Annotated in this window: 22 protein-coding genes and 1 pseudogene; 11 read left to right on the top strand and 12 right to left on the bottom strand. The window is 62.1% G+C overall.

Features of this window, described 5'->3' with window-relative positions:
* The first annotated feature begins 149 nt into the window (after positions 1–149).
* Positions 150–2,012 (top strand): dihydroxy-acid dehydratase, encoded by a 1,863-nt coding sequence (ilvD, locus tag HH213_RS05015; protein WP_169111142.1) that lies wholly within the window; start codon positions 150–152, stop codon positions 2,010–2,012.
* 71 nt (positions 2,013–2,083) lie between these two features.
* Here the strand turns inward: ilvD and HH213_RS05010 are convergent, their stop codons facing one another.
* Entirely contained in the window at positions 2,084–2,308 is a 225-nt protein-coding gene (locus HH213_RS05010; protein ID WP_110844865.1) for a TIGR04438 family Trp-rich protein, read from the bottom strand.
* 155 nt (positions 2,309–2,463) lie between these two features.
* Between HH213_RS05010 and HH213_RS05005 the strand changes: the two genes are divergently transcribed.
* Positions 2,464–2,784: a c-type cytochrome gene (locus HH213_RS05005; RefSeq protein ID WP_110844864.1), complete on the top strand. Its 321-nt coding sequence runs from the start codon at positions 2,464–2,466 to the stop codon at positions 2,782–2,784.
* A gap of 53 nt (positions 2,785–2,837) precedes the next feature.
* Here HH213_RS05005 and HH213_RS05000 read toward each other — a convergent pair whose 3' ends face one another.
* The 5 genes and pseudogenes from HH213_RS05000 to folD all read right to left on the bottom strand — a co-directional run bounded on the left by HH213_RS05000 (position 2,838) and on the right by folD (position 8,051).
* Positions 2,838–3,974: a branched-chain amino acid ABC transporter substrate-binding protein gene (locus tag HH213_RS05000; protein ID WP_110844863.1), complete on the bottom strand. Its 1,137-nt coding sequence runs from the start codon at positions 3,972–3,974 to the stop codon at positions 2,838–2,840.
* Between the two features lie 244 nt (positions 3,975–4,218).
* Positions 4,219–4,596 carry a DUF2486 family protein gene (locus HH213_RS04995; RefSeq protein WP_110844862.1) on the bottom strand — a complete coding sequence of 126 codons (378 nt, stop codon included), beginning with the start codon at positions 4,594–4,596 and terminating at the stop codon, positions 4,219–4,221.
* A complete protein-coding gene (locus HH213_RS04990; protein WP_110844861.1) occupies positions 4,593–5,024 on the bottom strand; it encodes a DNA polymerase III subunit chi in 432 nt (143 codons plus the stop codon). The genes HH213_RS04995 and HH213_RS04990 overlap by 4 nt, the downstream gene beginning before the upstream one ends.
* 90 nt (positions 5,025–5,114) lie before the next feature.
* A pseudogene (locus tag HH213_RS04985) lies at positions 5,115–7,186 on the bottom strand (M3 family metallopeptidase).
* A gap of 19 nt (positions 7,187–7,205) precedes the next feature.
* Positions 7,206–8,051, bottom strand: a complete 846-nt coding sequence (gene folD, locus HH213_RS04980) for a bifunctional methylenetetrahydrofolate dehydrogenase/methenyltetrahydrofolate cyclohydrolase FolD (protein WP_169111139.1) — start codon at positions 8,049–8,051, stop codon at positions 7,206–7,208.
* Between the two features lie 266 nt (positions 8,052–8,317).
* Between folD and aceE the strand changes: the two genes are divergently transcribed.
* From aceE to HH213_RS04950, 6 genes are all read left to right on the top strand, one after another.
* A complete protein-coding gene (gene aceE / locus HH213_RS04975) occupies positions 8,318–11,008 on the top strand; it encodes a pyruvate dehydrogenase (acetyl-transferring), homodimeric type (RefSeq protein WP_110844858.1) in 2,691 nt (896 codons plus the stop codon).
* Between the two features lie 29 nt (positions 11,009–11,037).
* Complete coding sequence (gene aceF / locus HH213_RS04970) at positions 11,038–12,696, top strand: dihydrolipoyllysine-residue acetyltransferase (protein WP_169111137.1); 1,659 nt, start codon at positions 11,038–11,040, stop codon at positions 12,694–12,696.
* Positions 12,697–12,702: 6 nt separating this feature from the next.
* Complete coding sequence (lpdA, locus tag HH213_RS04965; protein WP_169111135.1) at positions 12,703–14,502, top strand: dihydrolipoyl dehydrogenase; 1,800 nt, start codon at positions 12,703–12,705, stop codon at positions 14,500–14,502.
* A gap of 62 nt (positions 14,503–14,564) precedes the next feature.
* Positions 14,565–14,948, top strand: coding sequence for a hypothetical protein (locus tag HH213_RS04960; RefSeq protein ID WP_110844855.1), 384 nt, complete (start codon positions 14,565–14,567; stop codon positions 14,946–14,948).
* A gap of 18 nt (positions 14,949–14,966) precedes the next feature.
* Positions 14,967–15,119, top strand: coding sequence for a TfoX/Sxy family protein (locus HH213_RS04955; protein ID WP_169111133.1), 153 nt, complete (start codon positions 14,967–14,969; stop codon positions 15,117–15,119).
* 4 nt (positions 15,120–15,123) lie between these two features.
* The gene (locus tag HH213_RS04950) at positions 15,124–15,432 is read left to right on the top strand and encodes a hypothetical protein (RefSeq protein ID WP_169111131.1); all 309 of its coding nucleotides are present in this window, start codon (positions 15,124–15,126) and stop codon (positions 15,430–15,432) included.
* A gap of 11 nt (positions 15,433–15,443) precedes the next feature.
* Here HH213_RS04950 and HH213_RS04945 read toward each other — a convergent pair whose 3' ends face one another.
* Both HH213_RS04945 and HH213_RS04940 read right to left on the bottom strand, forming a co-directional pair.
* On the bottom strand, positions 15,444–16,742 hold the full coding sequence (locus HH213_RS04945) for a M20/M25/M40 family metallo-hydrolase (RefSeq protein WP_169111129.1): 1,299 nt from the start codon (positions 16,740–16,742) through the stop codon (positions 15,444–15,446).
* Positions 16,743–16,764: 22 nt separating this feature from the next.
* Positions 16,765–17,187, bottom strand: a complete 423-nt coding sequence (locus HH213_RS04940) for a PACE efflux transporter (protein ID WP_169111127.1) — start codon at positions 17,185–17,187, stop codon at positions 16,765–16,767.
* A 99-nt stretch (positions 17,188–17,286) separates the two neighbouring features.
* On the opposite strand from HH213_RS04940, the gene HH213_RS04935 reads away from it, so the two are divergent.
* Positions 17,287–18,198 carry a LysR family transcriptional regulator gene (locus HH213_RS04935; RefSeq protein WP_169111125.1) on the top strand — a complete coding sequence of 304 codons (912 nt, stop codon included), beginning with the start codon at positions 17,287–17,289 and terminating at the stop codon, positions 18,196–18,198.
* A 33-nt stretch (positions 18,199–18,231) separates the two neighbouring features.
* The gene (locus HH213_RS04930; protein WP_169111123.1) at positions 18,232–18,897 is read left to right on the top strand and encodes a thiol:disulfide interchange protein DsbA/DsbL; all 666 of its coding nucleotides are present in this window, start codon (positions 18,232–18,234) and stop codon (positions 18,895–18,897) included.
* Positions 18,898–18,900: 3 nt separating this feature from the next.
* Here the strand turns inward: HH213_RS04930 and HH213_RS04925 are convergent, their stop codons facing one another.
* The 4 genes from HH213_RS04925 to HH213_RS04910 all read right to left on the bottom strand — a co-directional run bounded on the left by HH213_RS04925 (position 18,901) and on the right by HH213_RS04910 (position 21,322).
* Positions 18,901–19,413: a GNAT family N-acetyltransferase gene (locus HH213_RS04925; RefSeq protein ID WP_110844850.1), complete on the bottom strand. Its 513-nt coding sequence runs from the start codon at positions 19,411–19,413 to the stop codon at positions 18,901–18,903.
* Positions 19,410–20,348 carry an alpha/beta fold hydrolase gene (locus HH213_RS04920; protein ID WP_158288021.1) on the bottom strand — a complete coding sequence of 313 codons (939 nt, stop codon included), beginning with the start codon at positions 20,346–20,348 and terminating at the stop codon, positions 19,410–19,412. Before HH213_RS04920 ends, HH213_RS04925 begins: the two co-directional genes overlap by 4 nt.
* 1 nt (position 20,349) lies before the next feature.
* Complete coding sequence (locus tag HH213_RS04915) at positions 20,350–20,532, bottom strand: hypothetical protein (RefSeq protein WP_110844848.1); 183 nt, start codon at positions 20,530–20,532, stop codon at positions 20,350–20,352.
* A gap of 76 nt (positions 20,533–20,608) precedes the next feature.
* Positions 20,609–21,322, bottom strand: coding sequence for a TetR/AcrR family transcriptional regulator (locus HH213_RS04910; RefSeq protein ID WP_110844847.1), 714 nt, complete (start codon positions 21,320–21,322; stop codon positions 20,609–20,611).
* A gap of 130 nt (positions 21,323–21,452) precedes the next feature.
* Here HH213_RS04910 and HH213_RS04905 point away from each other — a divergent pair, with 130 nt between their 5' ends.
* A complete protein-coding gene (locus tag HH213_RS04905) occupies positions 21,453–22,577 on the top strand; it encodes an HlyD family secretion protein (RefSeq protein ID WP_169111121.1) in 1,125 nt (374 codons plus the stop codon).
* The last annotated feature ends 3 nt before the right edge of the window (positions 22,578–22,580 follow it).

The raw sequence follows: 22,580 nt of genomic DNA, 5'->3' as shown, positions 1-22,580 counted from the left end.
CTATGTTGTTTTTGCTCTGTGATATTTTATACGACTCACAGCTGTGCAAATCATATATTTGACACCATCGTGGGGACGTCGCAAACTCCCATGCTAAGCCAGCCGAATTAAGCTCGCCTTAGCAGCCGAGCAACACCAGGAGAAACACCATGCCGCAATACCGTTCCCGCACCACCACCCACGGCCGCAATATGGCCGGCGCCCGCGCACTCTGGCGCGCCACCGGCATGAAAGATGGCGACTTCGATAAGCCGATCGTCGCCGTGGTCAACTCCTTTACCCAGTTCGTGCCGGGTCACGTGCACCTGAAGGACCTGGGTCAGCTGGTCGCGCGCGAGATTGAAAAAGCGGGTGGCGTGGCGAAAGAATTCAACACCATCGCGGTGGACGATGGTATCGCCATGGGCCACGGCGGCATGCTGTACTCGCTGCCGTCGCGCGACCTGATCGCCGACTCGGTCGAGTACATGGTCAACGCCCATTGCGCCGATGCGATGGTCTGCATCTCCAACTGCGATAAGATCACGCCGGGCATGCTGATGGCTGCCATGCGCCTTAACATTCCGGTGGTATTCGTATCCGGCGGCCCGATGGAAGCGGGCAAAGTGGTCAAGGTGGTCAACGGTGGACAGAAGATCATCAAGCTCGATCTGGTGGACGCCATGATCAAGGCCGGCGACAGCAGCGTCAGCGACGCCGACGTAGCCGAGATTGAGCGTTCGGCCTGTCCGACCTGCGGTTCGTGCTCCGGCATGTTTACCGCCAACTCGATGAACTGCCTGACCGAGGCGCTGGGCCTGTCGCTGCCGGGTAACGGCACCATCGTCGCTACCCATGCGGACCGCGAACAGCTGTTCCTGCGCGCCGGCCGCCTGATCGTCGAACTGGCCAAGCGCCACTACGAGCAGGACGACTATTCGATCCTACCGCGCACCATCGCCAACAAGGCGACGTTTGAAAATGCGATGGCGCTGGACGTGTCGATGGGCGGCTCGACCAACACCGTGCTGCACCTGCTGGCGGCCGCGCACGAAGCCGGCGTGGACTTCACCATGGCCGACATCGACCGCATCTCGCGCAAGGTGCCGTGCCTGTGCAAAGTGGCGCCGATGACTGACAAGTTCCACATCGAAGACGTGCACCGCGCCGGCGGCATCATCTCGATCCTGGGGGAACTGGCACGCGGCGGTCTGCTGGATACGTCGCGTCCGACCATTCATGCGCCGACGCTGGCCGATGCGATTGAACGCAACGACATCAAGCGCAGCGACGATCCTGCCGTGCACAAGCTGTTCAGTGCAGCGCCGGGCGGGGTGCCGACCCAGGTGGCGTTCTCGCAGTCCGAGCGCTTCGCATCGCTGGATCTGGACCGTTCCACGGGCTGCATCCGCGACAAGGAACACGCGTATTCGCAGGACGGCGGTCTGGCGGTCTTGTACGGCAATCTGGCGGAGAAGGGCTGCATCGTCAAGACGGCGGGCGTGGATGAAAGCATTCTGAAATTCAGCGGCAAGGCGCGGGTGTTTGAATCGCAGGACGCGGCGGTCGAAGCGATCCTCGGCGACCACGTGCATGAAGGCGATGTGGTCATCATCCGCTACGAAGGTCCGAAGGGCGGTCCTGGCATGCAGGAGATGCTGTATCCAACCTCCTACATCAAATCGAAAGGTCTGGGCAAGGCATGCGCGCTGTTCACCGATGGCCGCTTCTCAGGTGGTTCGTCGGGTCTGGTGATTGGCCATGCTTCGCCGGAAGCGGCGGAAGGCGGGGCCATCGGCCTGGTGGAAGAGGGCGACATGATCGACATCGACATCCCTAACCGCACCATCGGCCTGCGCATCACCGACGCCGAACTGGCAGCGCGCCGAGCTACCATGGAAGCCAAGGGCGTCGACGCATGGCAGCCGGTGAATCGCGAGCGCTACGTCTCGCAAGCACTGCAAGCCTACGCCGCCCTGACCACCTCCGCCGACCGCGGCGCGGTGCGCGATCTTTCTCAGCTTAAGCGTTAACCCGCACTTCGGACGCGAGGGTCTGACCCCATGCGGGGTCAGCCCCTTTTTGCCGCATTGCGGGGTTGGCTTTATTTCTTGTTGTCGAACGACTGTTTGACGCGTTCCTTGCGGCGTTTTTCGTCTTCGTTGTGGGCCTTGCGTTTGTCAAAGCCCAGCATCGGTTCGAGGAATTCGAACCACAGGAAAGCCAGCACCATCAGGGCGCCGATCGCCCACCAGGACAGCTCGGCAAACTTCCAAACTTCAAAATAGCGTAGCACTACCAAAGCTAGAATTAGCAAGATCAATGGCATGATATTCTCCTTTTCCGCTATCTTACATTGGTTTCATTGACAGCAATATTCCCCGCATCGTCAACCATTACTTGATTTGAGCGTTAAATGCGCTAAAGCAAAACGCGGTAAAATGGTTCGGCAAGATTTAGTCGCATTCACCTGGAGAACACACAATGAAACGCAATTTGATGATGGTTGGGGTAGTGGTGGCATCGGCCTTCGCTTCGCAAGTCGCCATGGCGGACGCCGGCCTGGATCTGGCCAAGGCCAAGAACTGCATGGCTTGCCACGCGGTCGCCAACAAGGTCGTCGGTCCTGCCTACAAGGATGTCGCCGCCAAATACGCCGGCCAGAAAGATGCCGAAGGCAAACTGGTTACCAAGGTGATGAAGGGCGGTTCGGGCACCTGGGGCGCGATCCCTATGCCAGCCAATCCTCAGGTGAGCGAGGCCGAAGCCCACACCCTGGTGAAATGGGTGCTGTCGCAGAAATGAACGCGGCCGGCTGATGCATAAAAAAACGCGCCTTCAAGGCGCGTTTTTCATTATTACTTGATGACTTCAAACTTGGTCTTCTTGCCGTTGTCATAGTTGAACAACGTCAGTGCGCCATCCTTGATGTCGCCCTTGGCGTCGAACGAGATCAGGCCGGTCACGCCCTGATACTTGATCTTCTGCAGGAAGGGCAGGTACTTGGCCGGCTGTGCGGAGTTGGCTTCCTGCATGGCGGTAGCCATGGTCATCACCGCATCGTAGACGTAGGGCGAATACAGCTGCACGTCGGCGTTGTATTTCTTCTTGTAGCGGGCCTGGAAGTCGTCCATGCCTTTCTGCTGTTCGGCGGTGACGCCGCCGGCTTCGGCGCAGGTCACGGTGCCGGTCACGGCCGCCACGCCGGCCAGCTTCGGCAGCGATTCGGTGCAGGTGCCGTCGCCGCCCATGTACTTGGCGGTGATGCCCAGCGCCTTCATCTGGCGCAGCAGCGGGCCGCCGACCGAGTCCATGCCGCCGAAGAAGATCAAGTCCGGATTCTTGGCCTTGATCTTGGTGAGGATGGCGTTGAAGTCGGTGGCTTTGTCGGTGGTGAATTCCTTGGCGACGATGTCGATGCCTGGCGCCGCCTTCTTGGCGCCCTTTACGAATTCTTCCGCCACGCCCTGGCCGTAGGCCGTGCGGTCGTCGATCACGGCGATTTTCTTGGCGCCGATTTTGCTGACGGCGTAGCCGCCCAGCGTGCCGCCCAGCTTGGCGTCATTGGCGACTACGCGGAAGGTCGATTTGAAGCCTTGCTGCGTGTACTTGGTCTGGGTGGTAGCCGGCGAGATTTGCGGGATGCCGGCGTCGTAGTAAATCTTGGAGGCGGGGATGGAGGTGCCGGAGTTCAGGTGGCCGATCACGCCGTTGACCTTGGCGTCGACCAGCTTCTGTGCGACCGCCGTGCCTTGCTTCGGGTCGCCGCCGTCGTCTTCCAGCTGCAGCACGAACTTGACCGGCTTGCCGTCGATCTTGATGCCCTTGGCGTTCAAATCCTCGATCGCCATTTTGGCGCCGTTTTCATTGTCCTTGCCGAGGTGAGCCGATGGACCCGAGACCGGCGCCACGTGGCCGATCTTGATCACTTCCTGCGCACCGGCGCTGCCGGCAAACGCCAGGGCCAGGGCCAGGGGAATGAATTTGAACTGCATGTGCAAATCTCCAAAGTTGTATGCAAGGCCACCAAGGTACAACAATTTATTCGCCGCGCAAAGCGGCAAACAGGGGCTTTTGAACTTTTTTGGAGCGTTTCCCTGATTTGAGGCAAAGCTGCTTCAGGGTGGTGCGGGTGGCGCACTATGATGGTGTTGATTTGGCGGCTGGCGACACCGTTTAACCCGCACTGCAACAGTGCCGGGGTCTGACCCCGCATGGGGTCAGACCCCTTCGGCAGGATTACTTTTTCTGCGCTTGCAGATGGGTCAGTTCCTGGGCGACTGCGCGCGAGACGATCTTTTCGATCGTGTCGTGCAGGCCGATGCGGATTTCGTTGGTCAGGTCATGCAGTGCATGGCTGAGCACTTCGGCCATGCTGTCCTTGATGCGCTGCTCCAGCACAAAATCCACGCGCGACTGCAACTGGTGCATGATGCGTACCGACAGCCGGTGTTCCATGACGGCCCATTCGGCGTCGGTCCAGCCGTCGATGGCCTCGGCTTCCAACTGGGCCTCGGTGGAGATCGGTGGCGGCGGTGCGCCTTCGTCATTCAAAGGCTCCGCTTTCAGAACTTCCGTCAGGACAGGGATACTTGCGTCAAACGATGCTTGGCTCATGATTTTCCTGCGACAAAGTGGGTAAGTGGATAGTCTTGCTGCTTGTATGCGACATAACGCTTGCGGCCGGCAGCCGCATCATCTTCTTCAGAAGAAATCACTTCAATCATGCGCGCAAACTGCGTCACATTGCGCGGGGCGCGGCGCGACAGATTGACCAATAATTCTTTGTGCGTGTGTGGTAATTCCGCCTCATCATCGTCCGTCAGCAGGATTGGGGTGTGCGCCGCCAGCGCATCGTCCGCCAATACATGCGGCAGAAAGTCGGTGGAAGAAAATGCCCACATCGCCGCGTTAAGTTCTGCCAGTTGCACGGCATCGTCGGTCATCAGCACCACGCGGTTATTCGCGGCCCAGGCCTTGCGCACCAGGCGGCAGGCGTAGGCGACTTTGTCCGGGACGTTGGTGTGGAAGTCGATGCGTGTCATGGTAAATCCAGTGTATGCGAAAACGCCGGAAACCGCTGGCATCGATGTTGCTACCGCGCGGTTCCCGGCGGGGGGAAGGAAGAGGAATGGTTACGCGGCCATGCCGCTGTGACGCAGCAGTGCGTCGATGCTTGGCTCGCGGCCGCGGAAGGCGGTGAACGATTCCAGCGCCGGACGCGAACCGCCGACCGACAGGATCTCGGCCAGGTAGCGCTTGCCGGTTTCCGACACGGCGGCCGCCCCAGTTTCTGCGCTTCTTCAAACGCGGCGTACGCATCGGCGGACAACACTTCGGCCCACTTGTAGCTGTAGTAGCCGGCCGCATACCCGCCGGCGAAGATGTGGCCGAACGAGTTCTGGAAGCGGTTGAACGCGGGCGGAATCACCAACGAGAATTTGCTGCGCACTTCGTCGATCAGCTGCTGCACGCTCTTGCCGCTGCTGGCGTCGTAATCGTAGTGCAGGTGCATGTCCAGCAGCGAGAACTCGACCTGGCGCAGCGTCTGCAAACCGGACTGGTAGTTCTTCGCGGCCAGCATCTTGTCGTACAGCGCGCGCGGCAGCGGCTCGCCGGTGACCGCGTGCGCGGTCATGTGTTCCAGCACTTCCCACTCCCAGCAGAAGTTTTCCATGAACTGCGACGGCAGTTCCACCGCGTCCCACTCGACGCCGGAAATGCCGGATACGCCCAGCTCATCGACCTGCGTCAGCATGTGATGCAGGCCGTGGCCGAATTCGTGGAACAGCGTGATCACTTCATCGTGCGTGAACAGCGCCGGCTTGGCGACGCCGTCTTCCACCGCAGGTTCGGTGAAGTTGCAGGTCAGGTAGGCGACCGGCGTCTGCACATTGGTGGCGTCGGCGCGGCGGCCGCGCGCATCGTCCATCCAGGCGCCGCCGGACTTGCCGGCGCGCGCGTACAGGTCGAGGTAGAACTGGCCGATCAGCTTGCCATCACGCTCGATGCGGAAGAAGCGCACGTCCTTGTGCCACACCGGCGCGTCGTCGGGCTTGATCTCGACGTTGAACAGGTTCTGGATCTGGCGGAACAGGCCGTCGACCACTTTGTGTTCAGGGAAGTATTGCTTCACTTCCTGCGCCGAGAAGGCGTAGCGCGCTTCCTGCAGTTTTTCGGAGGCGTACGGAATGTCCCAGGCTTTCAGCTCGTCGATGCCGAGCTCGTCCTTGGCGAAGGCGCGCAGTTCGGCTAGGTCTTTCTCGGCGAACGGGCGCGCGCGTCGGGCCAGGTCTTCCAGGAAGGCGATCACTTCGTCGGGCGACTTGGCCATCTTCGGCACCAGCGAGACTTCGGCGAAGTTGTTATAGCCGAGCAGCTTGGCTTCTTCGTCGCGCAGCTTGAGCAGCGTGACGATGTTGGCGGTGTTGTCCCAGTCTTCCTTTTTGCTGAAGACGTCGCCTTGTTCGGAGGCCTTGGTGGCGTTGGCGCGGTAGATGGTTTCGCGCAGTTCGCGCTTGTCGGCGAATTGCAGGATCGGGTAGTACGACGGGAAGTGTAGCGAGAATTCCCAGCCTTGTTTTTCGGCCTTCTCGGCGGCGGCGCGGGCGGCGGCCTTGACGTCTTCCGGCAGGCCGGCCAGATCGGCTTCATCGGTCACCAGCAGCTTGTAGTCGTTGGTCGCGTCCAGCACGTTTTCCGAGAAGCGGGTCGAAGTCTTGGCGTGCTCTTCCTGAATGTCGGCGAAGCGTTCTTTTTGCGCTTCCGGCAGTTCGGCGCCGCCCATGCGGAAATCGCGGATGGCGTTGTCGATGATGCGCTGGCGGGCCGGCGTCAGCGTGGCGAATTCGGCCGAGGCGCGCAGCGCCTTGTACTTGGCGAACAGCGCTTCGTTCTGGCCCAGCTCGGTCCAGAATTCGGTCACTTTCGGTTGGTTCTCGTTGTAGACGGCGCGCAGTTCCGGCGTGTCCACCACGTTGTTCAGATGACTGACGATGCCCCAGGCGCGGCCCAGCAGCTCGGTGGCGTCTTCCAGCGGCGTGACGAAGCTGTTCCAGGTGACGTGGTCGGCAGGTGCTTGCAGCTGTTCGACCACGGCGCGGCTTTTGGCCAGCAGGTCGTCGATGGCTGGGGTGACGTGCTCCGGTTTGATGGCGTCAAAACGCGGCAGGCCGCTGAAGTCGAGCAGGGGATTCTTGTCAGTCATCTTGGGGTCCTATATTGGTTTATACGCGCTCGGCCGCTTCCACCGTGTTCATCAGCAGCATGGTGATGGTCATCGGACCCACGCCGCCGGGTACCGGCGTGATGTGCGATGCCACTTCCTTGATGCCGTCGAAGTCGACGTCGCCGCACAGCTTGCCTTCGTCGTTACGGTTGATGCCGACGTCGATCACGATCGCGCCCGGCTTGACCATATCAGCAGTCAGGGTATTGCGGCGGCCGGTTGCGGCCACGACCACGTCCGCCTGGCGGGTGTACACGCCGATGTCCGGGGTCGCACTATGACAGATGGTGACGGTGGCGTTGGCTTGCAAGAGCAGCAGCGCCATCGGCTTGCCGACCGTGTTGCTGCGGCCAATGACCACCGCATGCTTGCCGCGCAGGTCCACGCCGGTGCTCTCGATCAGTTTCATGCAGCCATACGGCGTGCACGGGCGGAAGCCTTCCAGGCCGGTCATCAGCTCGCCCGCGCTCAGCACCGAGTAACCGTCGACGTCTTTCTTAGTGGAGATGGCTTCGATGACCTTGTGCGGATTAATGTGCTTGGGCAGCGGCATCTGCACCAGGATGCCGTGGATGGCCGGATCGGCGTTCAGCGCGGCGATGCGTTCCAGCAGTGCAGCCTCGCTCAGATCCGCAGGGTATTGATCCTTGAGCGAATAGAAACCGGCGTCCTCGCAAGCCTTGACCTTGTTGCGTACATACACGTGGCTGGCCGGGTCGTCGCCGACAATGATGACGGCCAGGCCGGGCTGCTTGCCTTGGGCGGTCAGTTTTGCAGCACGTGCAGCAATTTCCGCGCGCAGTTTTTGGGAGAGGGCGATTCCGTCGATCAGTTGAGCAGGCATGATTTAACCAGAGTGGTAGAGGGAGAACCGCATTATAAAGCGGCAGCGGCCATCCCGCCGCGTTTTCCGCCATCGCCGAATGCTGCACTGCACAAGGTTTTCATAGGGAAATCCCATAATATGAAATGCCTTATCGTAATTTGAAAAAGGCAAAATAGGCTGCTAGAATCCCCACACATCATTAAAGTAATAGTAAATAATCAGCAAACTCTCAACCCGGAAGCCGCATGGTTCGGGGCACAATCTCAACTCAGGAGACTTAATACATGTCAGCTCAACTTGACCAGGTAACGGCAAACACCGACCCGGATTCGCAAGAAACTAAAGAATGGTTGGATTCCCTGGCCTCAGTGCTGGAACAAGAGGGCCCTGATCGTGCTCACTACCTGCTGGAACGCCTGATCGACCTGGCCCGCCAGAGCGGCTCGGACATCCCGTTCTCGGCCAACACCGCTTACGTCAACACGATTCCACTGTCCCAGGAGCAACACTGCCCGGGCAACCTGGAATACGAAGAAAAACTGCGCTCGTGGATGCGCTGGAACGCCATGGCGATGGTGGTCAAGGCCAACCGCGTTGACGGCGACCTGGGTGGTCACCTGTCCTCGTTCGCCTCGCTGGCCAACATGCTGGGCATCGGCTTCAACCACTTCTGGAAAGCGCCGAGCGAAAACCACGGCGGCGACCTGCTGTACATCCAGGGCCACTCGTCGCCTGGCGTCTACGCGCGCGCCTTCCTGGAAGGCCGCCTGAGCGAAGACCAACTGCTGCACTTCCGTCGCGAAGTCGACGGTGGCGGCCTGTCGTCGTACCCGCACCCGAAACTGATGCCAAGCTTCTGGCAGTTCCCGACCGTCTCGATGGGCCTGGGCCCGCTGATGGCGATTTATCAGGCACGCTTCCTGAAATACCTGCACGCGCGCTCGATCGCCGACACCACCGACCGCAAAGTCTGGGCCTTCTGCGGCGACGGCGAGATGGACGAACCGGAATCGCTGGGCGCGATCGGCATGGCCGCGCGCGAGAAGCTGGACAACCTGGTCATCGTGGTCAACTGCAACCTGCAGCGCCTGGACGGTCCGGTGCGCGGCAACGGCAAGATCATCCAGGAACTGGAAGGCGAATTCCGTGGCGCCGGCTGGAACGTGGTCAAAGTCATCTGGGGTCCGGGCTGGGACGCGCTGCTGCAACAGGATAAAGAAGGCATCCTGCGCAAAGTGATGATGGACACCGTCGACGGCGAGTACCAGAACTACAAGGCCAAAGACGGCGCCTACGTGCGCAAGCACTTCTTCGGCAAGCATCCAAAGCTGCTGGAGATGGTTGCCAACATGACCGACGACGACATCTGGCGCCTGACCCGCGGCGGTCACGATCCGCACAAGATCTACGCCGCCTTCAAGGTCGCGCAAGAACACAAAGGCCAACCGACCGTCCTGCTGGTGAAAACCATCAAGGGCTTCGGCATGGGCAAGCACGGCGAAGCACGCAACACCGCGCACAACACCAAGAAACTGACCGACGAAGCCGTGCGCGAAATGCGCGACCGCTACTCGATCCCGATTCCGGACGATCAACTGGCCGACATCCCGTTCTACAAGCCAGCCGACGACGCACCGGAAATCAAATACCTGCACGAGCGCCGCGCCGCGCTGGGCGGCTACCTGCCGGCCCGTCGCCAGCAAGCCGACGAAAAACTGACCGTACCGCCGCTGAGCGCCTTCCAGAACGTGCTGGACGCGACCGCCGAAGGCCGTGAAGTGTCGTCGACCCAGGCTTACGTACGTATCCTGACCACGCTGCTGAAAGACCAGAGCGTCGGCCCACGCATCGTGCCGGTGCTGGTCGATGAATCGCGTACCTTCGGTATGGAAGGTCTGTTCCGTCAGGTCGGTATCTTCAACCAGCAAGGCCAGTTGTACGAGCCGGTCGATAAAGACCAGGTGATGTACTACCGCGAAGACAAGGCCGGCCAGATCCTGCAAGAAGGTATCAATGAAGCCGGTGGTATGAGCTCGTGGATCGCTGCGGCGACCTCGTACTCGACCAACAACCGCGTGATGATCCCGTTCTATACCTACTATTCGATGTTCGGTATGCAGCGTATCGGCGATCTGGTGTGGGCAGCGGCCGACATGCGCGCACGCGGCTTCCTGATGGGCGGCACCGCCGGCCGCACGACGCTGAACGGCGAAGGCCTGCAGCACGAAGATGGTCATAGCCACCTGTTCGCAGCGGCTGTGCCGAACTGCATGCCGTATGACCCGACCTTCGGTCACGAGCTGGCAGTGATTATTCAAGACGGTATGCGCCGCATGGTGGAAGAACAGGAAGACGTGTTCTACTACATCACCATCATGAACGAGAACTACCCACACCCAGGCATCAAGCCAGGCCAGGAAGAGGGCATCCTGAAAGGTATGTACCTGCTGCAGCAAGGCGACGAGTCGCTGAAACAGCGCGTACAGCTGATCGGCTCCGGCACCATCCTGCGTGAGTCGATCTTCGCGGCTGAACTGCTGAAGAACGACTGGAACATCGCTGCCGACGTGTGGTCCGCTCCTTCGCTGACACTGGTGGCGCGCGATGGTCAGGACGCCGAGCGCTGGAACCTGGTCAATCCGACCAAAGAACAGCGCGTGCCATACGTGGCGCAACTGCTGAAAGACACCAGCGGTCCGATCGTGGCGACCACTGACTACATGCGCGCGTTTGCTGAACAGATCCGCGCCTTCATTCCTAAAGACCGCACCTACCGCGTGCTGGGCACCGATGGTTTCGGCCGTTCGGACAGCCGCGCCAAGCTGCGCGAGTTCTTTGAGGTGAACCGTTACTACATCACGGTCGCCGCACTGAAGTCGCTGTCGGAAGAAGGCAAGATCGACGCTTCGGTGGTTGAACAGGCTGTGGCCAAGTACAACCTCAATCCGAACAAGCCAAATCCGGTGACCCAATAATCCGCTTAGAAAAATACGGAGCAAACGCTATGAGCATTGTGGAAGTTAAAGTCCCGGATATCGGCGATTTCAAGGAAGTTGAGATCATCGAAGTGATGGTCAAGGTTGGCGACACCATCAAGGTCGATCAGTCGCTGATCACCGTTGAATCGGATAAGGCCAGCATGGAGATTCCTTCGTCGGCCGCCGGCGTGGTGAAGGAGATCAAAGTGAAGGTTGGCGAGAAGGTTGCCATGGGTTCGCTGGTGCTGCTGCTGGAGGCCGATGGCGCCGCCGCTGCGCCTGCGCCGGCTGCCGCTCCTGCCGCCGCTGCGCCAGCACCGGCTGCCGCTGCCCCTGCGCCGGCGCCAGCCGCCGCGCCGGCAGCATCGGCCGGCCCGGTTGATGTCAAGGTACCGGACATCGGCGACTTCAAGGAAGTGGAAGTCATCGAAGTCATGGTCAAGGTTGGCGACACCATCAAGGTAGACCAGTCGCTGCTGACCGTTGAATCGGACAAGGCCAGCATGGAAATCCCATCGTCGCACGCCGGCGTGGTGAAAGAAGTGAAGGTCAAGGTAGGCGACAAGGTTGCCATGGGCACGGTTGTATTCGTCGTCGACGCGGTGGGTAGCCCAGTCGCCGCTGCGCCTGCGCCGGCCGCTGCTCCTGCTGCTCCGGCGCCTGCCGCCGCTGCACCGTCGCCAGCACCTGCGCCGGCTGCTGCCGCTGCCGCACCGACCGCATCGCAAGGTTCGGTCGCAACCGGCAAACTGGCGCACGCATCGCCATCGATCCGCAAATTCGCCCGCGAACTGGGCGTGGACCTGGGCAAAGTGCCAGGCTCCGGTCCTAAAGGCCGCATCACACAGATCGATGTGCAGAACTACGTCAAGGGCGTGATCGCCGGTACCGTTGCTGCACCTTCGGGCGCTGCTGGTGGCGCCGTCGGTGGCGGCGGCAACTTCAGCGTGCTGCCATGGCCGTCGCTGGACTTCAGCAAATTCGGCGAAACCGAACTGCTGCCGCTGTCGCGCATCAAGAAAATCTCGGGTCCTAACCTGCACCGCAACTGGGTGCAGATCCCGCACGTCACGCAATTCGACGACGCCGACATCACCGACCTGGAAGCCTTCCGCGTTGAATCGAACGCCGCTACCGCCAAGAACAAGGACGCCACCAAGCTCACCATGCTGGCCTTCGTGATCAAGGCGTCGGTCGCCGCGCTGAAGAAATTCCCGACCTTCAATTCGTCGCTGGACGCGAAGGGCGAGAACCTGATTCTGAAGAAGTACTACAACATCGGCTTCGCCGCCGACACGCCGAACGGCCTGGTTGTCCCAGTGATCAAAAACGCCGACCAGAAATCGGTCACGCAGATCGCCAAGGAAATGACCGAGCTGTCGCTGCAAGCGCGCGAAGGCAAACTGAAACCGGCCGACATGCAAGGCGCGACCTTCACCATTTCGTCGCTGGGCGGTATTGGCGGCACGCACTTCACGCCGATCGTCAACGCGCCGGAAGTGGCGATCCTGGGCTTGTCCAAGGCATCGCTCAAGCCGGTGTGGGATGGCAAGGCGTTCCAGCCTCGCCTGCTGATGGGTACCTCGCTGTCCTACGATCACCGTGTGGTTGATGGCGCGATGGGCGCGCGCTTCTCCGTGTACCTGAGCGAAGTGCTCGGCGACATGCGTAAAATTCTGCTGTAAGGAGCCATGATGAGCACAGAAGTAAAAGTGCCGAATATCGGCGACTTCGCGGAAGTAGAAGTAATCGAAGTGATGGTCAAGGTGGGCGACACGATCAAGGTGGATCAGTCCCTGATTACCGTGGAATCGGACAAGGCCAGTATGGAAATCCCATCGTCGCACAGCGGCGTGGTGAAGGAAGTGCGCGTCAAGGTTGGCGACAAGGTCAAGGAAGGCGTTGCGCTGCTGGTGGTTGAAGCCAGCGAAGGTGCTGCTGCTGCTCCTGCTCCTGCTCCTGCGCCTGCCGCTGCTGCCCCAGCAACTCCCGCCGCCGCATCGGCGCCGGCAGTTGCTCCTGCCGCACCGATCGCCGCGCCAGCCGGTAGCAGCTACACCGGCCAGGTCGACATCGACTGCGACATGATGGTGCTTGGCTCCGGCCCTGGCGGTTACTCGGCTGCGTTCCGTTCGTCGGACCTGGGCCTGAACACCGTGCTGGTCGAACGTTACGACGTGCTGGGAGGCGTGTGCCTGAACGTGGGTTGCATCCCATCGAAGGCGCTGCTGCACGTGGCAGCCGTGATCGACGAAACCTCGCACATGGCCAAGACCGGCGTGACCTTCGCCAAGCCGACCATCGACATCGACCAGGTGCGCAAGCACAAGGAAAGCGTCATCAAGAACATGACCAACGGCCTGGCCGGCATGGCCAAGGCACGCAAGACGCAGGTTGTCACCGGCGTCGGCCAGTTCCTGAGCGCGAACCACATCGAAGTCACCGCCAACGACGGCACCAAGAAAGTGGTGCAGTTCAAGCAGGCCATCATCGCCGCCGGTTCGTCGGTGGTGAAGCTGCCGTTCGTGCCGGAAGATCCGCGCATCGTCGATTCGACCGGCGCGCTGGAACTGCGTCAGATCCCGAAACGCATGCTGGTTATCGGCGGCGGCATCATCGGCCTGGAAATGGCCACCGTCTACTCCACTTTCGGCGCGCGCATCGACGTGGTCGAAATGATGGACGGCCTGATGCAAGGCGCCGACCGCGATGCGGTCAAGGTCTGGCAGAAGTACAACGAAGCCCGCTTCGACAACATCATGACCAAGACCAAAACCGTCGGCGTTGAAGCGCTGCCGGAAGGGATCAAAGTCACTTTTGAAGCAGCGGAAGCCGGCGCACCGTCGCCTGCGCCACAGGTCTATGACCTGGTGCTGGTGGCCGTTGGCCGCAGCCCGAACGGCAAGAAGATCTCCGCCGACAAGGCTGGCGTGGTGGTGACCGACCGTGGCTTCATCCCGGTCGACAGCCAGATGCGCACCAACGTGCCGAACATCTTCGCCATCGGCGACCTGGTGGGCCAGCCAATGCTGGCGCACAAGGCGGTGCACGAAGGCCATGTAGCTGCCGAGGCGGCAGCGGGCCAGAAGTCGCACTTCGATGTGAAGGTGATTCCATCGGTGGCCTACACCGATCCGGAAGTGGCGTGGGTCGGCGTGACCGAAGACGAAGCGAAAGCCAAGGGCATCAAGGTCGAGAAGGGCCACTTCCCTTGGGCCGCGAGCGGCCGCGCTGTGGCCAATGGTCGCGCAGAGGGCTTTACCAAGCTGCTGTTCGACGCTGAGACGCATCGCATCATCGGCGGTACCATGGTCGGCACGCACGCCGGCGACATGATCGGCGAAATCGCGCTGGCCATCGAAATGGGCGCCGACGGCACCGATATCGGCAAGACGATCCACCCGCATCCAACGCTGGGCGAATCGATCGGCATGGCCGCCGAAGTCTACGAAGGCGTCTGCACCGACCTGCCGCCACCGCGCAAGCGCTAAGCAGGTAGTGGCAACACAAAACCGGGACATGCTCCCGGTTTTTTTATTTGTGAGGTTTGACCATGAGCTCTTTTTCTTTTTTGTTTCTGCTGCTGATCGTGGCGCTGTACGCCGGCAGCGTCAAGCTGGCGGCCTTGCTGTACAAGCGCGCCCGTTTGAGCTGGCGCGACGCCAGCATCTTCAGCCTGATTTTATTGCTGGTGCTGGGCGCCGGTATGCTGCTCAACCGCTTGTCCGGGGACGTGATTCCTGACTTGGTGGCGGTGGCTGCCAGTGTCGTCATTCAGGTCGGCATCGGCGCCTGGTATCTCGCTGCGCGCGCCCGCACGCTGGATGGCAAGCCGGTAGGCAGCAAAGGCGCCGCCATGTTGTCGCTGATCGCCTACGGCTTGCTGGTGCCGCTGGTGATGGTGTGGGCGGTGATGCATTCGGCGATGATGCACTAAATTTTATCGGAGACGCGCATGGCCGCGAATGTTGAGCAGCCCTTCAAGTACACCACCAAAAAGGGCGAGGTCACCGTCCGCAAGTTCTACACCGCCCCGGAATTCCTGCTCGACGATGCCGAACAACTTCTGCATTGGTCTCGCCGCGCCATCGACGCCGCTGCGGACTAAAACCATGAAAACTCTTTGCCCCGCGATTCTTCTGGCTGCGTTATGCGCCACCGCTCATGCGGATGTCGATATCGATACCGCGCGCAAACTGGCTGCAGTGGATAGACAGTGTCTTCGTCAGGACGACCTGGTCAAGGTCTTTCAGAGTGCGCCAGTAGCATCGGCTTCGCCGGCATTTCCCGAGCCGACGCTGCCCTGCATCCCGGTCCGCACCTACCAGTTTGTTTTTCCCGGCCACAGCGACAGTGAAATGTATTTGCGCGTGGTTCAAACTGGAGACTGCATCACCACCGTGGATTTGATCAGGAATTAGCTTCAATAAAATCAGCGCGTCAGGCGATACAGCAGGATGGCGGTGCGGATGGTGGCGCGTTCGATCGAGGCGATTTCCAGGTCTTCGTCGGGCGAGTGGGCGCCATTGCCGGTGGCGCCCAGACCGTCCAGCGAATCGAGCAGCGGGGCGACGAACTGGATGTCGCCTGCGCCGCGTTGGCCCGGTGGCAGCGCGGGGATCTCGCCCAAGCCAGCGTCCTGGCTGGCCTGCGAATAAATTTTCAGCACCGCCAGGTTGCCGGCAGTCGGCGACATCGGCGGATATGAATCGTGGAAGGTGATGCTGGCGCTGGTGCCCGGCAGGTTCTGGGCGACGATGGCTTTCATTTTCGCGTGCGCGCGGTCGCGCTGTTCGTAGGTCAGGTAGCGCAGGTCGCCCTCCACGGTGGCGCTGCGCGAGATGACGTTGGTCTTACCGGCCGCCTGACCGGTGGTGCCGAGCGTGTTGGTGCTGGCGTCGGTGCCGCCGACGATCATGCCGGGGCTGAAGGTCAGGTCCGGCTCGATCACCTGCTGACGGAAGCCGTCGAGGATGCGCGCCGCTTCGTAAATCGCGCCATAGCCGGCGCTGTCGCTGAAGATACCGCTGGAGTGGCCCTGCTTGCCGCTGACTTTCAATTCCCACGACGACGACGAGCGGCGGCCGATAGTGCCGGTATCGCGCCCGCTCTTGTCGCGCACCGTGGCTTCGAAGGCCAGGGCGATGTCGCTGCGTTTGGCGGCGTTGACCATGTCGGCGCGCGAGACCGCAATCGGCTCGCCGGCATTCTCTTCATCGCCGCTGAAGACGATGGTGATGCTGGTGTTGTCCAGCGCTCCCACGCGCTGCAAGGCGCGCAGCGCTTCGACGATGATGACGTCGCCGCCTTTCATGTCGTTGACGCCCTGGCCGCGCACGCGGTCGCCGTTGCGCTGCCACAGCTGCACCTGGCTGTCCTTTTCAAACACCGTGTCCAGATGGCCGATCAGCAGCAGGCGCTTGCCTTGCTTGCCTTCGCGCGTGGCGATCAAGTGGCCGGCGCGCTGCATCGCGGCCGGCATGTCGGACCAGCGCGTGGCAAAGCCCAGCTGGGCGAACTGTTCTCCAAACAGCTTGCCGACCGCGCGCACGCCGTCGTGGTTCATGGTGCCGCTGTTGATGTTGACCGAGCGTTCCAGCAGGTCCAGTCCCTGCGGCGCATGCGCCTTGATTTCGGCGACGATTTTCTGCTCGGTGGGGGAGAGTGCATCGGCATGCGCCGCGCTGAAGGTCAAAGCCAGGACTGCGACAGCAAGCGGATGCAACTTCATGTGATCTCCAATAGGTGGTGGCTTAGCCTTGCGCCGATGCGGGCAGGCCGAAGATTCGGTCGAACGTCAGGCTGAAGATATACGTATACACCATAAAGAACAACAGCAGGCCGATATCCAGCACCAGCGCGTCCCACAGTGAGATGCGCAGCCACCAGGCGAACAGCGGCACCAGCATCACCACCAGCCCGCCCTCGAAGCCCACAGCGTGGGCGACGCGGCGCTTCCAGTTGCGACCGCGCGTGGCCTGGCGCGTTTCCCACGCCTCGAACGCCGAGTTGAATACGAAGTTCCAGGCGAAGGCGACGCTCGACGACGCCACCGCCGCCACGCCGGCATGGCTGGCGTCGTGGCCGGCGCCGAACATCAGCAGGCTGCTGGTCAGGCCGATGGCGATCAGTTCAAACAGGGATGCGTAGACGACTTTGCGTTTCATGCCTTGCATGGGATTTCCTTGGTTCAGATAACAACAGTGCGTATGGTATGGGAATTTTTCTGATTGAAAAAGTCAGCCGCTGTCAGTTTTTCTGATAGATTGCCAGCTATGGCTTTTTCATCGGATAACGTCGCGGTCTTTCTGGCGGTGCTCGACCACGGTTCGTTCTCGGCGGCCGCGCGGGCGCTGGGACGGGTGCCGTCGGCGGTCAGCATGACCATCGGCCATCTGGAGGCGGAACTGGGGCTGGCGCTGTTCGAGCGCAGTTCGCGCGAGGTGCGGCCGACCGAAGCGGCGCGCGCGCTGGAGGCCGAGGCACGCCAGATGGCCGGTCAGCTACGCCGCCTGCAGGCGCACGCGCTGTCGCTGCACCAGGGGTTGGAGCGCAGGCTCACGCTGGCGGTGGCGCCGGAACTGCTGTCGGCGCCATTCAGCGATCCGCTGGCGCGGCTGGCCGAGGAATTCCCCTCGCTGGAGGTCGAGGTGCTGTCGGCGCCGCAGGACGCCTTGCAGCGCATGCTGCATGACGGCACCGCGCAACTGGGTTTGATGTATGAGCGCACGCGGGTCGATGGCCGCGAAAGTTTTCAGGAGCTGGGCAGCGAGGTGCTGGTGCCCGTCATCGCGCCGCGCCACCCGCGCGCCCTCGCGCACAACGGCAGCTTCCGGCTGGAAGATCTGGTCGACTTGCGGCAGATCGCCATCGCCAGCAGCATCGGCGAGCAGGCCGACCTGCGCCTGCTGATCTCGCGCAAGTTGTGGCGCACCGACAGTCATCTGGCCACGCTGGGACTGGTGCGCGCCGGTCTGGGCTGGGCCTACCTGCCGCGCCGCCTGGCGCAGCCGCTTATGGACAGCGGCGAGCTGCTGGGCATCGTCTTCGCGCACATGAGCAGCGAGTTGCGGCTGTGGGTCGACGTGGTGTGGATCAACGACCGGCCGCTGGGCCTGGGCGCGGCGCGGCTGATCGCGCTGATGCAGGATATCGCCGGTTTGGAAGCGCGCCCGCCACAGAAGTGATAATCTGCTGTCTTTGCTCTTTTGAGGATGATCATGCGTTTGTTGAAGATTGCCCTGGTGGTCGCCGGCCTGTGCGCCGCCACCGCGTTTGCTTCGCCGACCGCGCCGCGTAACGGCGCCGAATACACCACCCTGAAAACCCCGCAGCCGGTGCAGGCGCAGGGCCAGAAGGTCGAGGTGATCGAGTTCTTCATGTATCACTGCCCGGCGTGTTACGCGCTGGAGCCGGACATGCTGGCTTGGGTCAAGAAGCAGGGCGACAACATCGTGTTCCGCCGCATCCACCTGCCGCTGACCGGCGAGAATGATCCGGAAGCGCATATGTTCCTGACGCTGGAAGCGCTGAAGCTGGAAGAGCAGCTGCACGCCAAGATCCTCAGCACCTGGCACGTCGAGCGCCGCCGTCTGAACAGTGACGAGGCGAATATCGACTGGGCGGTCAAGAACGGCATCGACAAGCAGAAGTTCACCAGCATGTACACCTCGTTCGCGGTGATGACGCGCCTGAAGAACGCCGGCCGCGTGGCCAGTACCTATGAAGTCAACAGCACGCCGACGATGGTGGTGGACGGTCGCTACGTCACCAATCCGACCATGGTCGACGCCAGCAATCCGGGCACGCCGCGCCAGCAGCTGAACGCGGCGACGCTGCAGGTGCTCGATGCGCTGGTGGCGCAGGCGCGCGCCGGCAAGAAGTAAGCTCTACAGGTGACACTGGTACAGGTGGGAGGCGTGATCGACGCCGTTCACCTGCGTCGTCACCGGTGCGGCCAGCGCATCACGCGTGAAGCCGCATTTCTCCACCACCCGCCGTGAGCCGAGGTTTTGCGGCGAGATCCAGGCGTTCAGCATACGCAGGCCGTAGCGCTCGCGCGCCAATTCCATCAGATGCGTTAACGCCTGGCTGCCCAGCCCCTGGCGCGCTTGCGCCTGGCCGATGCGGTAGCCGACTTCGCCGCTGCCGGCTGCGTGGTCGATATGGCGCAGGTTGGCGCGGCCGATGATGGCGGCGCCGTCGTCGCTGGTCAGCACGCACGGATGCATGGCGCCGGCCTGGTAGCTGTCCAAGTAATCGGCGATATGGGCGGCGACGCCGGATTCCGAATAGAAGCTGGGCGCACGCGCTTCGACGTGCTGCTCGAACCAGGCGCGGTTGGCGGTTTCAAACGCCAGCAGGCGCTCGACGTCATCGGCTTGCAGAGTGCGGATGTTCATGGATGGGCCGCCAGGTAAGTCAGCATGTCGTGGTTGAACAGGGCCGCCTGCTCCATCTGCGGCAGGTGGCCGGACTGGTCGATCTCGCGGTAGGCGGTCGACGGGATGGCGTTGCGGATATGCGTCGCCTGCGCTACTGGAATGGTCGGGTCCTGCTTGCCCCACACCAGATGCACCGGCGTGCCGGCGCGGGCGATGGCGGCGTAGATGCCGTCAAAATCCTCGCGTGCCAGCGCGACGCGCGACCGGTACAACGCGCGGCCGAAGCCGTGGTACTGCATCTGCTGCTTGTAGCGGTCGGCCCAGCCGGGGAATTGTTCCGGATGCAGGAAGTCGCTGCTCTGGTTGTCCGCCATGCCGGGCACGGCGCCGGTCTGGAACAGGTAGGGGCCAAGCAGTGGGGTGGTCATCTGCCAGCCCAGCTTGGGTGCGCTGTTGGACGGGTCGACCAGGTTTAGAGTGCGGATGCGCTGCGGATGGGTCGAGGCGTAGTGTGCGCTGACATAGCCGCCGAACGACAGCCCGAACAAATCGATCTTGCCGTCCACCTTCAGTGCGGCCAGCAGCTGGTCCAGCTGGCGGTCGTAGAAGGCGCCGTCATAGGCGGCGTCGGGCCGGTCCGACAGGCCGCGGCCGTACAGGTCGTAGCGGATCACGCGATAGCCGGCGTCGCGCAGCGCGGCAAAGGTCGGGTCCCAAATATACGAGGGCACCGAGAAGCCGTGCACCAGCACCACCACCCGGCCGTTGTCCGGGCCGGCCACTTCGTAATGGGTGACGCCGTCGCCCAGCGTGACGTAGGCGCCGGGCGCCTGGGCGTCGCGCCGTGCCACCGTATTCAGCGTCAGCGATTCGGGATTGCGGATGTAGTAGTAGCCGGCAGCGCCAACGCCTGCCAGCACCAGGGCCAGCACGGCCCAGCGCAGGGCTTTCATGTCAGTTGACGGTAAAACGCGCCGGGATTTCGATGCCGCCGCTGCGCGCTGCTTCTGCATACGCCTGCAGTTCGACGATCACCGCTTCCAGCTGTTCCTGGCCCGGATTGGCCTGGAAGTTCTTGATGCGCTCATTCATGAGCGTGATTTGTTTGCTCCAGTCCAGACGATTCATTTTGCTCATGTGCGCTCCGATTTTCAAAAAACCAGTATAGAACAAAAGGCAAATACGCGGCGCCTTTTGATGTGCGCTAGCGTACTTAGCGCAGCACGCCGCGCAGGAACAGATCCAGCCCCTCGTCGGCTTGGCGGCGCAGTTCTTCCCGCGTGGCCGGCTGCTCGGCCGGGAACAGCAGGCGCGCCATGTGGTCGCCCATCAGGCAGTTGATCAGGAACACCGGCAGCAGGTCGGGGCGCAGGTCGGGCCGCAGCTGCGCCTGGACGTCGGCGCGGGCGAAGAAACGGCCGAGTTCCTCGCGCGTGCGCAGCGGGCCGGCCTCGAAGAATGCGGCCGCCAGTTCCGGCGTGCTCTTGGCTTCGGCCACCACCATGCGGTGCAGGCTGGTGAAGGTGGGCAGCGAGATCAGTTCCAGGAAGCGCACGGCGAAGTCGGACAGAATCTGCTGCATCGGTCGCGGATCGGTTTCCATGTTGGCCACGCCGGCCATGTAGTTGGCACGGCCGTCGGTGATGATGGCTTCCAGCAGGCCGACCTTGCCGCCAAATTTGACGTAGATGGTGCGCACCGCCACGTGGGCTTCGCGGGCGATCATTTCCAGGCTGACCTTGCTGTAGCCTTTTTCCAGGAACAGCTGGCCGGCAGTGTGCAGCAGGGCGGCGCGGCGCGCGGCCTTGTCGGCGGCGCGCGGGCGGCCGGCGGCCTTGCCGAAGCACGGCGAATCGGGGGAGTAATGGCCTTCCGGACAATCTTGCTCGTCCAGCGCGGCGGCCTCGGTGGGGGCGGTGGTATTCATGGCGGTCGAATGATAGCGAATGCCGCCATGCTAGTCCAAAAAAAAATGAAATGCAACCGTTTCATTTCTTGACTTTGCGCAGAAACCCGCCATAATGCTCCCATCTCATTTCATTTTCTCGGAGCTGTCCATGTCCACCCAAGAACAAAAAATCAGTGCCGTTCCTCCAGCGGCAGCACCAGCCGCCCCTGCAGCCCCGGCAGCGCAGGGCCCGAACCGTCGCGTGCTGATCGTGGCCGCCATCGTCGCGCTGGCCGCGATCGGCATCGGTGGACGCATGTGGTACCGCAGCCATTACTATGTCGAGACCGACAATGCCTACGTGGCCGGCCACGTGACGCCGGTATCGTCGCGCATCGCCGGTGTGGTGACCAAGGTGCTGATCGAGGATAACCAGCTGGTCAAGGAAGGCGATGTCATCGCCGAGCTGGACCCGTTTGACCAGGGCGTGCGCGTCGAACAGATCCAGGCGCAGATCGCCTCGGCCAAGCAGCAGGTGGTGCAGGCCGACGCGCAGATCGTGCAAGTGCAGGCGCAAGCCAGCGCCGCCGCCGCGCAAGTGGCGCAGTCGCAGGCGCAGCTGGTGCGCGCCAATCAGGACGCCGAGCGTTTCGGCCAGCTGTATAACAGCCAGATGAAAGCCGTGTCGAAGTCCGAACTGGATGCCGCCGTCGCCGCCCGCGCCAGCGCCGTGGCCGATGTCGCCGCGCGCAAGGACAGCACGTCCGCCGCCAAGGCCCAGATCGAGTCGGCCAAGTCGGCGCGCGATGTGGCGCAGGCGCAGGTCGGCGTGCTGCAAGTGCAACTGAAAGACGCGCAGCAGCAACTGGCGTACAACAAGATCCTGGCGCCGGTGTCGGGCCGGATCGGCAAGCGCACCATCGAAGTGGGCCAGCGCGTGCAGCCGGGCCAGCAACTGACCGCCATCGTGCAGGAAAACGTCTGGCTGACCGCCAACTTCAAGGAAACCCAGCTGGCCGAACTGAAGCCGGGCCAGGAAGTCAAAGTGTCGGTCGATGCGCTGCCGGGCAAGGAACTGATCGGCAAGGTCGACAGCTTCTCGCCAGCCTCAGGCGCGCAGTTCGCGCTGCTGCCGGCCGATAACGCCACCGGCAACTTCACCAAGATCGTCCAGCGCGTGCCGGTCAAGATCACCTTCAAGCCGGAAGACGTCAAGGCCCTGAGCGGCCGTCTGGTGCCGGGCATGTCGGCGATCGCCGAAGTGTCGCTGAAGTCCGATAACGCCGCCCGCTAAGGA

The organism is Duganella dendranthematis (assembly GCF_012849375.1).
Classification (GTDB): domain Bacteria; phylum Pseudomonadota; class Gammaproteobacteria; order Burkholderiales; family Burkholderiaceae_D; genus Rugamonas; species Rugamonas dendranthematis.
This window is presented reverse-complemented; position numbering and strand designations above follow the sequence as displayed.